Here is a 13,584-nt window from a genome sequence, read left to right on the forward strand (position 1 = left end):
TCACGCCTTCTGCTTGTGACGGCGGTTTCCGACGACCATCGAGAAAAGAACCAGCAGTACGGCGACCAGGAACATCGCCGTGCCGATGACATTGATCTGCACCGGCGTTCCGCGCTGTGCCGAACCCCAGACGAACATGGGGAAGGTGACGGTCGAGCCGGCGTTGAAATTGGTGATGATGAAATCGTCGAAGGAGAGCGCGAAGGCGAGCAGCGCGCCCGCGGCGATTCCGGGGGCGGCGATGGGCAGGGTGACCCTGACGAAGGTCTGCACGGGACCGGCGTAGAGGTCGCGGGCGGCCTCCTCCAGGCGCGGGTCCATGGACATCACGCGTGCCTTGACCGCCGTCACGACGAAGCTGAGGCAGAACATGATGTGCGCGATGAGGATCGTCCAGAAGCCGAGCTGTGCGCCCAGGTTGAGGAACAGGGTGAGCAGCGAGGCGGCCATGACGACCTCGGGCATCGCCATCGGCATGAAGATCAGCGAGTTGACGGCGCCCCGCGCGCGGAAGCGGTAGCGGACCAGCGCGAAGGCGATCATCGTGCCGAGGACCGTGGCGCCGATGGTCGCCCAGACGGCGATCTGGAGGCTGAGCGACAGCGAGCCGCACAGGCCGGAGACGCCGCACGGGTCTTTCCAGGCGTCCGTGGAGAACTGCTGCCAGGTGTAGTTGAAACGCCCCTTCGGTTTGTTGAAGGAGAACACCGTGACGACGATGTTCGGCAGGAGGAGATACGAGAGCGTGATGAGTCCCGCGATGACCACGAAATGGCGCTTGAGCCAGTTGACGAAGGGCATTTAGACCAGATCCTCCGTCCCGGACCTGCGGATGTAGAAGGTGACCATGAGCAGAATCGCGGCCATGAGAATGAAGGAGAGGGCCGCGGCCGTCGGATAGTCCAGGACGTTCAGGAACTGCGTCTGGATCACGTTTCCGATCATGCGGGTCTTGGTGCTGCCGAGGAGCTCCGCGTTGACGTAGTCGCCGGCCGCGGGGATGAAGGTCAGCAGTGTGCCGGAGACGACGCCGGGCATCGAGAGCGGGAAGGTGACCCTGCGGAAGGTGGTGCTCGGCTTGGCGTAGAGGTCGCCGGCCGCCTCGTGCAGCCGCCCGTCGATGCGCTCCAGCGAGGAGTACAGCGGCAGGATCATGAACGGCAGGAAGTTGTACGTCAGACCGCAGACCACCGCGAGCGGCGTGGCCAGGACCCGGTCCCCGGCGGTCCAGCCGAGCCAGCTGGTGACGTCCAGGACGTGCAGTGTGTTGAGGGCTCCGACGACCGGGCCGCCGTCCGCGAGGATCGTCTTCCAGGCGAGGGTGCGGATCAGGAAGCTGGTGAAGAACGGCGCGATCACCAGGATCATGATCAGGTTCCGCCAGCGTCCCGCGCGGAAGGCGATCAGATAGGCCAGCGGGTAGCCGAGGATCAGACAGAGGATCGTCGCGGAGCCGGCGTACAGGATCGAGCGCAGGAACTGCGGCCAGTACTCGCTCAGCGCGTCCCAGTAGGTCGCGAAGTGCCAGGTGACCTTGTAGCCCTCCTCCAGGGAGCCCGTCTGCACGGAGGTGGAGGCCTGGTAGAGCATCGGCAGCGCGAAGAACACGATCAGCCAGAGCAGACCGGGCAGCAGCAGCCAGTACGGCGTCAAGCGCCCGCGCCGGCGCGGGGGCTTGCTCTCGGGGGCCGTCGGGGAGAGAGGCGGGGGCGCCTCGGTGAGCGTCGCCATCTCAGACCGCCGCCTCTTCCTGGATGCCGGCGTCGATGTCCTGGGCGGCGTCCAGACCGAAGGTGTGGGCCGGGTTCCAGTGCAGGACGACGTCGGCGCCGGGGGTGAGGCGGGCGTCGCGGTCGATGTTCTGGACGTAGACCTCGAACTCGGGGCAGACCTGGCTGTCGATCACGAACTGCGTGCAGACGCCGATGAACGACGAGTCGGCGATCTTCCCGGTGATGCGGTTGCGGCCCTCGGGGACCTCGCCCGCGTCGTCGGCGTGGGTGAGGGAGATCTTCTCCGGGCGGACGCCGACCAGCACCTTGCCGCCGGCCGTCGTCGGCGCGGAGCAGCGCGCCTCGGGCAGGACGAGTTTGCCGCCGCCCGCCTTCAGCACGATGTCGTCGCCGCTCTTGGAGTCGACCTCGGCCTCGATGAGGTTCGAGGTGCCGAGGAAGTTGGCGACGAACGTGGTGTGCGGGTTCTCGTAGAGGTCGCTCGGCGAGCCGAGCTGTTCGACGCGGCCCGCGTTCATCACGGCGACCGTGTCGGCCATCGTCATGGCCTCCTCCTGGTCGTGCGTGACGTGCACGAAGGTGATGCCGACCTCGGTCTGGATGCGCTTGAGCTCCAGCTGCATCTGGCGGCGCAGCTTGAGGTCGAGGGCGCCGAGGGGCTCGTCGAGGAGGAGCACCTTGGGCGTGTTGATCAGCGCGCGGGCCACGGCGACGCGCTGCTGCTGGCCGCCGGAGAGCTGGTGCGGCTTCTTGCGCGCCTGCTCGCCGAGCTGGACGAGCTCCAGCATGTCCTCGACCTGCTTCTTCACGCTCTTGATGCCGCGCCGGCGCAGACCGAAGGCGATGTTCTCGAAGATGTCGAGGTGCGGGAAGAGGGCGTAGGACTGGAAGACGGTGTTCACCGGGCGCTTGTAGGGCGGGAGCGCGGTGACGTCCTGGTCGCCGAGGTGGACGGTCCCGGAGGAAGGTTCCTCCAGGCCGGCGATCATGCGCAGGGTGGTGGTCTTGCCGCAGCCGGAGGCGCCGAGCAGGGCGAAGAACGAGCCCTGCGGGACGGTCAGGTCGAGCGGCTGGACGGCGGTGAACGAGCCGTAGGTCTTGCTGATGCCGGTCAGGCGGACGTCGCCGCCGCCGTTGTTGGTCGTCTTCATCGTCGTCACGCCCCAGTGAGCTTCGCGAACTTGGCTTCGTAGTCGGTCTCTTCCTTCGAGCTCAGGGAGCGGAAGGAGTGCGACTTCGCCTGCATGGCCTTGTCGGGGATGATCAGCGGGTTGTTCGCCGCATCCTCGTCGATCTTCGCGAGCGCCGCCTGCACACCGTCCACGGGACAGACGTAGTTGATGTAGGCGGCGAGCTCGGCGGCCGGCTCCGGCTCGTAGTAGTAGTCCATGAGCCGTTCGGCGTTCGTCTTGTGACGCGCCTTGTTGGGGATCAGCATGTTGTCGCTGGACGTCAGATATCCGCTGTCCGGGATGACGAAGTCGACGTCGGGGCTGTCCGCCTTGAGCTGGACGACGTCACCGGCCCAGGCGATGCAGGCCGCGAAGTCGCCGCTGGTGATGTCGGACGTGTAGTCGTTGCCGGTGAAGCGGCGGATCTGGCCGCTGTCGACGCCCTTCTGCAGACGGGCGATGGCCGCGTCGTAGTCGTCGTCGGTGAAGTTCGCCGGGTCCTTGCCCATGTCCAGCAGCGTCATGCCCATGCTGTCGCGCATCTCGGTGAGGAAGCCGACCCGGCCCTTGAGCTTGGGGTTGTCGAGCAGGTCGGAGACCGACTTCACCTCGACGCCGTCCAGCGCCTTCTTGTTGTAGGCGATGACGGTGGAGATGCCCTGCCAGGGGTAGGAGTACGCCCGGCCCGGGTCCCAGTCGGGGCTGCGGAACTGCTGGGACAGGTTGGCGTAGGCGTGCGGCAGGTTGGCGGCGTCCAGTTTCTGGACCCAGCCGAGGCGGATGAGGCGGCCGGCCAGCCAGTCGGTGAGGACGATCAGGTCGCGGCCGGTGTCCTGGCCCGCGGCGAGCTGCGGCTTGATCTTGCCGAAGAACTCGTTGTTGTCGTTGATGTCCTCGGTGTACTTGACCTTGATGCCGGTCCGCTTGGTGAAGGCGTCGAGGGTGGGGTGGCGCTTGCCGCTCTCGTCGACGTCCATGTACTCGGTCCAGTTGGAGAAGTTGACGGTCTTCTCCTGCGCCGAGTGGTCGTCGGCGGATGTGCCGCCCTCGGTCTTGCCGGCCGCGGGGATCCCGCAGCCGCTCAGCGCTCCGAGGCCGCCCAGGGTGAGCGCGCCGCCGGCGGAGGCGCGCAGCAGCGAGCGGCGGGTCATGGCCGCCCTGCCGTTGCGGAAGCTGCGCCGTACGGCGGCCAGTTGGGCCGGGCTCAGGCGGTCGGGCTCGTACTGCTCCATGCTCGTGGTGCCCTTTCGGGAGGTCCGGCCGTGGTCGGCGGCCGATCTTCGCTGATGAGTCGTCGCTGGTGCGTCGTCGCTTACGCGTCCCCGAAGATGGTGCGGTGCCAGGGCTTGCGGGCAACCGCCGTGTTATCGAACATAACGTGCTTTACCTGCGTGTACTCCTCGAACGAGTACGCTGACATGTCCTTGCCGAAGCCGGAGGCCTTGTATCCGCCGTGCGGCATCTCGCTGATGATCGGGATGTGGTCGTTGATCCACACGCATCCCGCCTTCAGCTCGCGCGTCGCGCGGTTCGCCCGGAAGACGTCCCGGGTCCAGGCGGAGGCCGCCAGCCCGTACGGGGTGTCGTCGGCGAGCGCCAGCCCCTCCTCGTCGGTGTCGAAGGGCAGGACCACCAGGACCGGCCCGAAGATCTCGGACTGGACGACCTCGCTGTCCTGGGCGGCGTCCGCGATCAGGGTGGGCAGATAGTACGCACCCTTTCCGAGATCGCCCTGCGGAGCCACACCGCCGGTGACCACGCGCGCGTAGGCGCGGGCCCGGTCGACGAAGCCGGCGACCCGGTCGCGCTGTGCGTGCGAGACCAGCGGGCCGAGGTCGGTGCCGGCGGCGAAGGGGTCGCCGAGCCGGACGGTCTCCATCAGGGCGGCCGTCCGCTCGACGAAGGCCTCGTAGAGCGGCCGCTGCACATACGCGCGCGTGGCGGCCGTGCAGTCCTGCCCGGTGTTGATGAGCGCGCCCGCGACCGCGCCGTTGGCGGCGGCCTCCAGGTCGGCGTCGTCGAAGACGACGAAGGGCGCCTTGCCGCCGAGCTCCAGATGGAGGCGCTTGACGGTCGCGGTGGCGATCTCGGCGACCCGCCTGCCGACGGCGGTGGACCCGGTGAAGGAGGTCATGGCGACGTCGGGATGCCCCACGAGATGCTCGCCGGCCTCCTTCCCGGTCCCGGTGACGATGTTGACGACGCCGTCGGGGAGGCCGGCCTCGGTGGCCGCCAGCGCGAAGAGGAGCGAGGTGAGCGGGGTGAGCTCGGCGGGCTTGAGCACGATGGTGTTGCCCGCGGCGATCGCCGGGAGGATCTTCCAGGCGGCCATCTGGAGGGGGTAGTTCCAGGGCGCGATGGAGCCGACCACGCCGATGGGCTCGCGGCGGACGTAGGAGGTGTGGTCGCCGGAGTACTCGGCGGCCGCCTGTCCCGCGAGGTGGCGGGCGGCGCCGGCGAAGAACGAGGTGTTGTCGATGGTCCCCGGGACGTCGAACTCGCGGGTCAGCTTCAGGGGCTTGCCGCACTGGAGGGACTCGGCCCGGGCGAACTCCTCGGCGCGCTCGGCGAGGACGGCGGCGAAGCGGTGCAGCGCGTCGGAGCGTTCGCCCGGGGTGAGGCCGGACCAGCCCGGGAAGGCCGCGCGGGCCGCGGCGACGGCGGCGTCGACATCGACCGTGGAGGCCAGCTCGTAGCGGTACACCTCCTCTCCTGTGGCCGGGTCGACCACGGCGTGGGCACGGCCCGAGGTGCCGTGGGTGAGGCGGCCCGCGATGTACTGGGCGCCGTCGGCGAGGCGCTCCTGCGCGGGGAACCGGTCCTGCATGTCGCTCTCCTCCGCCTTCGCCCCGCTCTGCGCGGGGGCGGGTTGCGTAGCTCCAGCCTGATTTGATTGCCGATCCTGACAGAGCAAGGGCACTCCAACAAGTGATTCCGTTGTTGCCTTTTGGTTACGCGACGAAATCTGTCGACGGAGGACGAGCCGGAGGGGGAAAAGGCACGACGCTCTGTCGGTGGTGCGTGCCATGCTCGGGCCCATGGAGCAGATCGATGGCCTGGAGGCCCTGGTCAGGGCCGTCCGGGCGGGGGCGAGGATCAAGTACCTGCACTTCTGGGGGCACCGGCCGCAGCCCGACGGGCGAGTGGGCGCGAGCTGCCTCAGTCAGTGGTGGCCGTCACCGTTCGTGGTCGAGGGAGTCCCCTACGCGACGGCCGAGCACTGGATGATGGCGGAGAAGGCGAGGCTTTTCGAAGACGCGGAGGCGGAGCAGCGGGCGCTGGCCGCCGGACACCCCTCGCAGGCGAAGAAGGCGGGGCGGCTGGTCCGCGGTTTCGACGAGGCGATCTGGGAGCGGGAGCGGCTGCGGATCGTGGTCGAGGGCAGCGTCCACAAGTTCGCCTCGGACCCCGCACTGCGCTCGTTCCTGCTGGGCACCGGCGATCGAGTGCTGGTGGAGGCCAGTCCTGTGGACCGCGTCTGGGGCATCGGCCTGTCCGCGGACGACGAGGCGGCGATGACCCCGGAGCGGTGGAGAGGCCGCAACCTCCTGGGCTTCGCCCTGATGCAGGCCCGGGAGCGGCTGCGGGCGAACGCGGTCTGAGCCGGGCGGGGCCCGCCGGGGCTCAGGGGGCCACGATCACCAGGATGCCCAGGCCGATCGCGAGGACCGTGCCGACGGTTCCGCAGATGATTCCGGCCAGGGCCTGGCCGGGGTTCGAGGCCTCGCCGCGGCGTGCCTTGCCGCGGCCGATCGCGCCGAAGACGATACCGAGGATGCCGAGCACGATGGCCAACGGCCACAGGCAGAAGACGACGGCGGCGAGGATCCCCAGCACGAGTCCGGCGACGCCCATGCCGTTGCTGTCCCCCGCCCCGTTCCCGGCCCAGCCGTAGAGGCCCGGAGCGCCGCCCCCGTAGTGGGGGTGGGAGGGGTAGCCGTACCCGCCGGGGTAGCCGTAGGGGACCTGTCCGGGGCCGTCCGGGGCGATGGGCGGCGGCGGGACCGCACCGCCCTGCGCGGGCGGCGGTGCGAAGAGATCGGGGGGCGGTCCGCCCGCGGCCGTGGCGGGGTCGGGGGGCGGGAACGAGCCGAGCGGGTCACCCGTTTGCGGGCTCCCGAAGGGGGCGGCCCAGGGCTGCGGGGTCGCACCGGGCAGGGAGGTGACCGTCCGCTGGTCGTGCACGGACGGGGGCGCCTCGTCCGCGTGGGTCGGCAGTTCGTTCGCGGCGAGAGTGTGTCCGGAGCCGCTCTGCGTGCTGTCGCCCGGCGCGGCCCACGGGTTGGGCGCGGCCGGAGAACCGGCGCCGCTGTCCGCCGCGCCCTTGTCCAACCTCACTTCGGGAACCGCGTCCTGCGGACCGTCCGCCGGAGTCGGCGCGTCGTCGGACATGCGTGGATCCCCCTCTGTCATCGCACTCGGTCGCCCTCTGCCAAGGGCCTGTCCGGCGGATCATGCCGCAGACGCGGGGTCTGGCACGCCCACCTGCGGCGTTGTCGTCGGTTGCCGACGCTCCGCGTCGACGCCCTCCTCCGCCTTGCAGTCGCACGCACCAGACCCCGCTCACCCGCGCTGATCAGTCACCGCTGCTTTCCTCCGACTTGATCCGCCGGACAGGCCCAAGCGTTCCGTCATGCTACGGCCCGCAGTCGGCCCGCGGTCGGCGGGGCCGACGGCGGACTCCCGTCCCCTCCGCCTACGATGATCCCGGGATCTCGGGATCCCGACTCACCGATCAGCCGATCACCCGCGTCCCGTCCGGCCCGCCTGGCCCGGGGCGCCGTCCCGGGGAGGACCCCATGACCGACCGCCTCGACGCAGCCGCCGCAGCCGCCGCGGCTTTCGGCCCCCGCGATCTGCACGCCTTCATCGCCGGGCTGCCCAAGGCCGAACTGCACGTCCACCACGTGGGCTCCGCCTCCCCCCGCATCGTCTCCGAGCTGGCCGCCCGGCACCCCGACTCCAAGGTGCCCACCGACCCCGAGGCCCTGGCCGACTACTTCACGTTCACGGACTTCGCCCACTTCATCGACGTGTATCTGTCCGTCGTGGACCTCATCCGCACCCCGGAGGACGTCCGGCTGCTGACGTACGAGGTCGCCCGGGACCTGGCCCGCCAGCAGGTGCGGTACGCCGAGCTGACCATCACCCCGTTCTCCTCGACCAGGCGCGGCATCGACGAACGCGCGTTCATGGACGCGATCGAGGACGCCCGCAAGTCGGCCGAGGCGGAGTTCGGGACCGTGCTGCGCTGGTGCTTCGACATCCCCGGCGAGGCGGGGCTGGAGGCCGCCGAGGAGACCACCCGCCTGGCCACCGACGACCGGCTGCGCCCCGAGGGGCTGGTCTCCTTCGGGCTCGGCGGCCCCGAGGTCGGCGTACCGCGCCCGCAGTTCAAGCCCTACTTCGACCGGGCCATCGCCGCCGGCCTGCGCTCGGTGCCGCACGCCGGTGAGACCACCGGCCCCCAAACGGTGTGGGACGCGCTGACCCACCTGCGGGCCGAGCGCATCGGACACGGCACCAGCTCCGCGCAGGACGAGAAGCTGCTCGCGCACCTCGCCGAGCACCGCATCGCCCTGGAGGTGTGCCCGACCTCGAACATCGCCACGCGCGCGGTCCGCACCCTCGACGAGCACCCGATCAGGGAGTTCGTGAAGGCGGGCGTCCTGGTCACGATCAACTCCGACGACCCGCCCATGTTCGGCACCGATCTGAACAACGAGTACGCGGTCGCCGCCCGCCTCCTCGACCAGGACGAGCGGGGCGTCGCCGCCCTCGCGGGCAACGCGGTCGACGCCTCCTTCCTCGACGAGGCGGGCAAGCGCCGCGTCCGGGACGAGATCGACACGTACACCGCCGCATGGCTCAGTGCCTGACCTGGACACAATGGACCCATGCAGAACGTGACCGCCGTGGCCCATCGCGGCGACCCCTACCGCTTCCGTGAGAACACGATCGACTCGCTGCGTTCCGCGCTCGACCAGGGCGCGGACGCCGTCGAGTTCGACGTACGGCTCACCAAGGACGGCGTCCCCGTCCTGCTGCACGACGAGACGTTGAAGCGGTTGTGGGAGCTGGACCGGCCGCTGCGGTCGCTGTCCGCGGCCGAGGTGCGCGGGCTGACGGCCGGCGCGGTGCCCACCCTCGCGGAGGCGCTCGCGGCGACCGAGGGCAGCCGGCTGATGCTCGACCTGCCGGGGACCCGGGAGGTGCGCACGGCCGGGCGGATCGTCGACGCCGTCCGCGAGGCGGGGGCGGCGGACCGGGTCTACTACTGCGCCGACGCCGTCGCCATGCTCGCCGTGCGCGGCGCGGACCCGTCCGCCGAGATCGCCCTGACCTGCACCAGCCTGGCCCCGCCGCGGCCCGCGCTGCTCGCGGCGGTGAAGCCGCGCTGGCTCAACTACCGCTTCTCCCTGGTGGACCGGGCCCTCGCCGACCGCGTCCACCACGACGGCTATCTGCTCTCCGTCTGGACCCCCGACACCCGCCGCGCCATGCGCCGGCTCATCGACGCGGGCGTCGACTCCATCACCACCAACCGCATCGACGCCCTGGTAGCCCTGCGCAAAAACGGCTAACCCGCCGCATACCGCAGGGGCGGGGCGATCGCCTGGGCGTCCGCCCCCTCCCCGACCCAGAGCCCGATCAGCAACGCCGCCGTCGCCTCCAGCAGGCCGGCCCGGTCCAGGCCCCCGGCGTCCAGCGGCTCGCAGCCGACGTCGCGGACGAGTCGTCGTACGACGTCCAGGGCCGGCTCGCTGTCCCCGCACAGGGGGACGGCGAGCGGACGGCCGTCGAAGACCGGCGGGGCCAGGCGCCAGACGCCGGAGTGGCAGAGGTTGAAGGCCTTGACGACGTGTGCGGCGGGGGCGGCGTCGGCGATGCGCTGTGCCGCCGCGGGCCCGCCCGCCGTGAGCAGGGCGAAGCCCTCGCCCACCGGGTTGGTGCAGTCGATCAGCACCCGCCCGCGCAGCACGTCCGCGAGCCCGCCGACCACATCGGCGACCGCCGCGTACGGCAGCGCCAACAGCACGGCGTCCGTGCCGAACCCGGCCGCCTCGCGCAGCCCCCCGGCCCGGCCGCCCGCCCGTACCTCGTGCCCCGCCCGCGCCCACTGTCCGCCCAGCGCGTCCGCCATCGACCCTGTTCCGAGAATTCCGATCCGCATACGCCTGACGGTAGGAGTCCGCTCGGGCACCATTCGGTGCGTGACTACGGACCAGGCCTTCCTCGCCGACTGCCGTGCCCGGCTCGCCTTCGACCTGCTCTCCCACACCTGGAACGCCGTGGTGCTGTGGGCGCTGCGCGGCGGCCCGGTGCGCCACGGCGAACTCCGGTCCCATATCGGCGGGATCAGCCAGAAGGTGCTGACCGAGACGCTGCGCCGGCTGGAGTTCAACGGGCTGGTGGCCCGGCATGCGCACGGCGGCGCCCCGCCCCGGGTCGAGTACGAACTGACCGCGCTCGGACGGACGTTGCTGCCCGCGATCGACGCGGTCGGGGCCTGGGCCTTCGAGCACGGGGACGACGTCCTCGACGCCCAGGACCGCTACACGCGGGAGAGTTGAGCCACGGTCGCCGGGTCGGCCGGGGTCTCGCGGGTGAGGTACTGCGGGACCGGGGTGTCGTCCGCGCCGGTGTCGCGGACCAGGCCGTAGCGGGTCGCGCCTTGGCCGGGGGCGGTCGTGACGTCCTTCTCGACGGCGTCCCGGGTCGTCGGGAAGACGTTGAGGCCGTAGTCGCCGCCCCGCTCGTTCACGGTGAGGGTGACCGTGCCGGCGACGTAGAAGTACTCGTTCTGCCACATCTGCTGGGTGCCGGGCGGCAGCACGAGGTAGCCGGTGGTCGTGCTGCCCATGCCGGTGGCGGTGCTGTCCGTGCTGCTGACGGAGTCGTCCATGCGGCGGCCGCCGCCCGAGGCCACATGGAAGAGCTTGCCCTTGAGGCCGGTCCAGCTGGGCATGACCAGGTTGCCGGGCCGGTACTGCGGCGAGATCTGCCAGCGCACGAGGACATAGCCCTGGCCGCTGAGCGTCACGCTGTCCCCGCGGTGGTTCATGGTGGCGTGCGCGCCGCCGCTGCTGGTCACGCCGGACGCGGGCCGCTGCGGCAGGGCGGCCGGCACGGTGTCCGGGTCGGGCGCGCTGTCGACGGCGTCGACGACACCGCCGTACCGGGCCGTCGCCTTCTCGCTCGCCGACGGGGACGGGGACGCGGACTTCGACGGCGAGGCGGAGGCCGAGGGCGAAGGGGAGAACGGCGGGGGCGCGGGGGCCGGTGCGCTCGCCGCCGTGGGCGAGACGGCCGCACGGGCCGGCGGGTCGTCGGGGGTCTGCACGACGAGGTAGGCGCCGCCCGCGGCGAGCGTCGCACCGGCCGTGACCGCGACGGCCGGTTTGGTCAGCGCGGTCAGCACCTTCGCGGACCAGCCGGCGGAGGCCGTGCCCGCGGCCGCGGCGGCCGTCTTGCCGCCGAGGGTCAGGGAGATCGTGAAGCCGACCGGGACCGGCACCAGCGCGATCCCGACGAGCAGCCGCTCCGCGGGGACGACCGACTCGCGGGTGTCGCCGCAGTAGCCGCAGCCGCGGATGTGCCGGGCCAGCCGCTTGCGCCAGACGGAGTCGGGCCGGCCGTCCCAGCGGGCGGTCAGTTCGCGCAGGTCGGGGCAGGCGCCGTCGAGGGCGCGCACGATGCCCCGGGAGACCTCCAGCCGCTCCTTCACCCGCTGGACGCGCACGGCGGCGTGCTGCCGGCTGATGCCGACGGCCGCGGCCAGCTCGCGCCGGCTGAGTTCGCCCGCGACCTCGAGCCACCACAGGGACAGCAGTTGCCGGTCCTCGTCGTCCAGCCAGCGCACCGCCTCCGCGACCTCGCGCCGCTGGCCCTCCAACTGCAGCCGGAGCACGGTGAGTTCGGCGAAGTCGGCGGATTCGCCCTGCGGCACGCTGTCGTCGAGGCGCTGGGTGGTCCCCCGGCGGGCGCGGTCCCGGATCTGCCGCATGGCGATCGCGACCAGCCAGGAGCGGAAGCTGTCGGGGTCACGGAGCGAGCCGAGGTTGTCGACGGCGCGCAGCATGGTCTCCTGGACGACGTCGTCGACGTCGGCGTGGCCGTTCAGGGCGCGGCCGACGATGTTGTAGACGAGCGGCAGCCAGCCCGCCACCAGCTCGTCCATCGCCTGCCGGTCGCCTCCTTGCGCGTCGGCGATGGTGGCACGCCAGTGCCGGGCGGCCTCGGCGTCGGCGTACGTCCTCATGCCCGCACCCTCTCAGCCGGGCCCTGCCTGTTGGCAATGTCGGAGATCACACCCCAGGGGACGGGCGCGAGGGCCCCGGGATAACACTTTTTGACTCCCCTTAGGGGGCAACCCCGTCAACTCCACCATTCAGTAAGGGAGTTGCTCGGGGTCGCGTCAGGGGCACACCCCCTCCTCACCGACGATCCGGCCGGACCGCCTCCCGCCGGAAGATCGTCCCGAATCCCGAGCACCTCACCCCTGGAGCCTTCGTATGCGCCGCCGCACCCGCATCGCCGCCGTCTCTCTCGTCCTCGCGCTGGCCGCGGCCGGACCGCTGGCCGCCCCGGCCTCCGCCGCTCCCACGGCAGCCACCGCAGCCGCCGCACAGCACACCGGCGGCCTCGACACCCAGGCCCTCGCCGCCGCGCTCGCCGGACTCCCGGACGCCGACGCGACCGCCGCCCTCGTCCGGGTCGGCGGCACCGACGGCGCCTGGCGCGGCAGCGCGGGCGTGCACGACCTGGCGAGCGGCGCACCCGCGGACCCGGACGCCCGGTTCCGGGCCGGTTCCACGACGAAGGTGGTGACGGCGGCGGCCGTGCTGCGGCTCGCGGCCGAACGGCGGATCGACCTGGACACGCCGATCCAGCACTATCTGCCCGGCCTCCTCGGCCGGCAGTTCCGGCCGATCACCGTACGGCAGCTGCTCAACCACACCAGCGGCATCCCGGCGGGCGACGGTCTCGGCGACACCTTCGAGGAGGTGTACGCGCACCGCTTCGACACCCTCGCCCCCCAGCGGGTCGCCGCGTCGGCGGGTGCGAAGCAGCCGGAGTTCTGCCCGGGGAAGAAGCAGCACTACCTCAACATCAACTACACGTTCCTCGGCCTGTTGATCGAGAAGGTGACCGGGCGCTCGTACGCCTCCGAGGCCACCCGGCTGGTGCTCGCGCCGGCCGGGATGCGGGACACGTACTTCCCGGGCGCCGACCCGCGCATCCTCGGCCCGCACAACCTGGGCTACCAGGCGGTGGAGAAGGCCGACGGGACGACGGAGTTCCTGGACGTCACCGAGTGGAACCAGGCGGACCGGTTCGCGGCCGGGGACATGATCTCCACGACCGTGGACCTGGAGCGGCTGATCACCGCCCTGTTCCGGGGCCGGATCGTGCCGGAGCCGCAGCTCGAGGAGATGTTCACGGTCCCCGCGGGCATCAAGGGCGCCGCCTACAGCGCGGGACTCACCCGGTTCGAGGCCGACGGGACGGTCTACTGGGTCAAGTCCGGCGGTCGGTACGGCTACAACTCCGCCGTCGCCGCCACCCGTGACCTCAGCCGCACCCTCGTCTACTCGGTCAACTCCACGGACGCCAAGAGCGAGGACGCGAATCCGGTCGTCACCCGGATCATCACGGCCGCGCTCAGGTAGCGAACC

At 71.3% G+C, this 13,584-nt stretch carries 13 protein-coding genes; 5 read left to right on the top strand and 8 right to left on the bottom strand.

The features are described from left to right. The 5 genes from ACWD4O_RS30485 to ACWD4O_RS30505 form a co-directional block, all read right to left on the bottom strand. Entirely contained in the window at nt 1-801 is an 801-nt protein-coding gene (locus tag ACWD4O_RS30485) for an ABC transporter permease (RefSeq protein ID WP_451284735.1), read from the bottom strand. Then, nucleotides 802-1,731: an ABC transporter permease gene (locus ACWD4O_RS30490; RefSeq protein ID WP_451284737.1), complete on the bottom strand. Its 930-nt coding sequence runs from the start codon at nt 1,729-1,731 to the stop codon at nt 802-804. Between the two features lies 1 nt (nt 1,732). Next, the gene (locus ACWD4O_RS30495; RefSeq protein ID WP_451284739.1) at nt 1,733-2,893 is read right to left on the bottom strand and encodes an ABC transporter ATP-binding protein; all 1,161 of its coding nucleotides are present in this window, start codon (nt 2,891-2,893) and stop codon (nt 1,733-1,735) included. Beyond that, nucleotides 2,890-4,137: a polyamine ABC transporter substrate-binding protein gene (locus ACWD4O_RS30500; RefSeq protein ID WP_451284740.1), complete on the bottom strand. Its 1,248-nt coding sequence runs from the start codon at nt 4,135-4,137 to the stop codon at nt 2,890-2,892. Before ACWD4O_RS30500 ends, ACWD4O_RS30495 begins: the two co-directional genes overlap by 4 nt. An 80-nt stretch (nt 4,138-4,217) precedes the next feature. Then, nucleotides 4,218-5,732: a gamma-aminobutyraldehyde dehydrogenase gene (locus tag ACWD4O_RS30505; RefSeq protein WP_451284742.1), complete on the bottom strand. Its 1,515-nt coding sequence runs from the start codon at nt 5,730-5,732 to the stop codon at nt 4,218-4,220. A gap of 211 nt (nt 5,733-5,943) precedes the next feature. Here ACWD4O_RS30505 and ACWD4O_RS30510 point away from each other — a divergent pair, with 211 nt between their 5' ends. Continuing rightward, nucleotides 5,944-6,507, top strand: coding sequence for an NADAR family protein (locus ACWD4O_RS30510; RefSeq protein WP_451284744.1), 564 nt, complete (start codon nt 5,944-5,946; stop codon nt 6,505-6,507). A 22-nt stretch (nt 6,508-6,529) separates the two neighbouring features. Here the strand turns inward: ACWD4O_RS30510 and ACWD4O_RS30515 are convergent, their stop codons facing one another. Next, entirely contained in the window at nt 6,530-7,297 is a 768-nt protein-coding gene (locus tag ACWD4O_RS30515; RefSeq protein WP_451284746.1) for a DUF4190 domain-containing protein, read from the bottom strand. A 407-nt stretch (nt 7,298-7,704) separates the two neighbouring features. Between ACWD4O_RS30515 and ACWD4O_RS30520 the strand changes: the two genes are divergently transcribed. Together ACWD4O_RS30520 and ACWD4O_RS30525 are read left to right on the top strand one after the other, a co-directional pair. Further along, nucleotides 7,705-8,784, top strand: coding sequence for an adenosine deaminase (locus tag ACWD4O_RS30520; RefSeq protein WP_451284748.1), 1,080 nt, complete (start codon nt 7,705-7,707; stop codon nt 8,782-8,784). 18 nt (nt 8,785-8,802) lie between these two features. Beyond that, nucleotides 8,803-9,489, top strand: a complete 687-nt coding sequence (locus ACWD4O_RS30525; RefSeq protein ID WP_451284750.1) for a glycerophosphodiester phosphodiesterase — start codon at nt 8,803-8,805, stop codon at nt 9,487-9,489. Here the strand turns inward: ACWD4O_RS30525 and ACWD4O_RS30530 are convergent. Next, entirely contained in the window at nt 9,486-10,079 is a 594-nt protein-coding gene (locus tag ACWD4O_RS30530) for an NADPH-dependent F420 reductase (RefSeq protein WP_451284752.1), read from the bottom strand. The two genes, ACWD4O_RS30525 and ACWD4O_RS30530, sit on opposite strands and share 4 nt — an antisense overlap. Nucleotides 10,080-10,119: 40 nt before the next feature. Here ACWD4O_RS30530 and ACWD4O_RS30535 point away from each other — a divergent pair, with 40 nt between their 5' ends. Further along, nucleotides 10,120-10,479 (top strand): winged helix-turn-helix transcriptional regulator, encoded by a 360-nt coding sequence (locus ACWD4O_RS30535; protein ID WP_358806476.1) that lies wholly within the window; start codon nt 10,120-10,122, stop codon nt 10,477-10,479. Here the strand turns inward: ACWD4O_RS30535 and ACWD4O_RS30540 are convergent. Continuing rightward, complete coding sequence (locus tag ACWD4O_RS30540; RefSeq protein WP_451284754.1) at nt 10,461-12,167, bottom strand: RNA polymerase sigma factor; 1,707 nt, start codon at nt 12,165-12,167, stop codon at nt 10,461-10,463. The genes ACWD4O_RS30535 and ACWD4O_RS30540 overlap by 19 nt on opposite strands. Nucleotides 12,168-12,420: 253 nt before the next feature. On the opposite strand from ACWD4O_RS30540, the gene ACWD4O_RS30545 reads away from it, so the two are divergent. Beyond that, on the top strand, nt 12,421-13,578 hold the full coding sequence (locus tag ACWD4O_RS30545) for a serine hydrolase domain-containing protein (RefSeq protein ID WP_451284756.1): 1,158 nt from the start codon (nt 12,421-12,423) through the stop codon (nt 13,576-13,578). Nucleotides 13,579-13,584: the final 6 nt, after the last annotated feature.

It is taken from the genome of Streptomyces sp. NPDC002623, from assembly GCF_053592635.1.

Excerpts from the sequence above, each read along its gene's own strand:
- ACWD4O_RS30545 (WP_451284756.1), top strand. The coding sequence starts at position 12,421 with ATGCGCCGCCGCACCCGCATCGCCGCCGTCTCTCTCGTCCTCGCGCTG.
- ACWD4O_RS30490 (WP_451284737.1), bottom strand. The coding sequence starts at position 1,731 with ATGGCGACGCTCACCGAGGCGCCCCCGCCTCTCTCCCCGACGGCCCCC.
- ACWD4O_RS30520 (WP_451284748.1), top strand. The coding sequence starts at position 7,705 with ATGACCGACCGCCTCGACGCAGCCGCCGCAGCCGCCGCGGCTTTCGGC.
- ACWD4O_RS30485 (WP_451284735.1), bottom strand. The coding sequence starts at position 801 with ATGCCCTTCGTCAACTGGCTCAAGCGCCATTTCGTGGTCATCGCGGGA.
- ACWD4O_RS30530 (WP_451284752.1), bottom strand. The coding sequence starts at position 10,079 with ATGCGGATCGGAATTCTCGGAACAGGGTCGATGGCGGACGCGCTGGGC.
- ACWD4O_RS30505 (WP_451284742.1), bottom strand. The coding sequence starts at position 5,732 with ATGCAGGACCGGTTCCCCGCGCAGGAGCGCCTCGCCGACGGCGCCCAG.
- ACWD4O_RS30540 (WP_451284754.1), bottom strand. The coding sequence starts at position 12,167 with ATGAGGACGTACGCCGACGCCGAGGCCGCCCGGCACTGGCGTGCCACC.
- ACWD4O_RS30510 (WP_451284744.1), top strand. The coding sequence starts at position 5,944 with ATGGAGCAGATCGATGGCCTGGAGGCCCTGGTCAGGGCCGTCCGGGCG.
- ACWD4O_RS30515 (WP_451284746.1), bottom strand. The coding sequence starts at position 7,297 with ATGTCCGACGACGCGCCGACTCCGGCGGACGGTCCGCAGGACGCGGTT.
- ACWD4O_RS30525 (WP_451284750.1), top strand. The coding sequence starts at position 8,803 with ATGCAGAACGTGACCGCCGTGGCCCATCGCGGCGACCCCTACCGCTTC.
- ACWD4O_RS30500 (WP_451284740.1), bottom strand. The coding sequence starts at position 4,137 with ATGGAGCAGTACGAGCCCGACCGCCTGAGCCCGGCCCAACTGGCCGCC.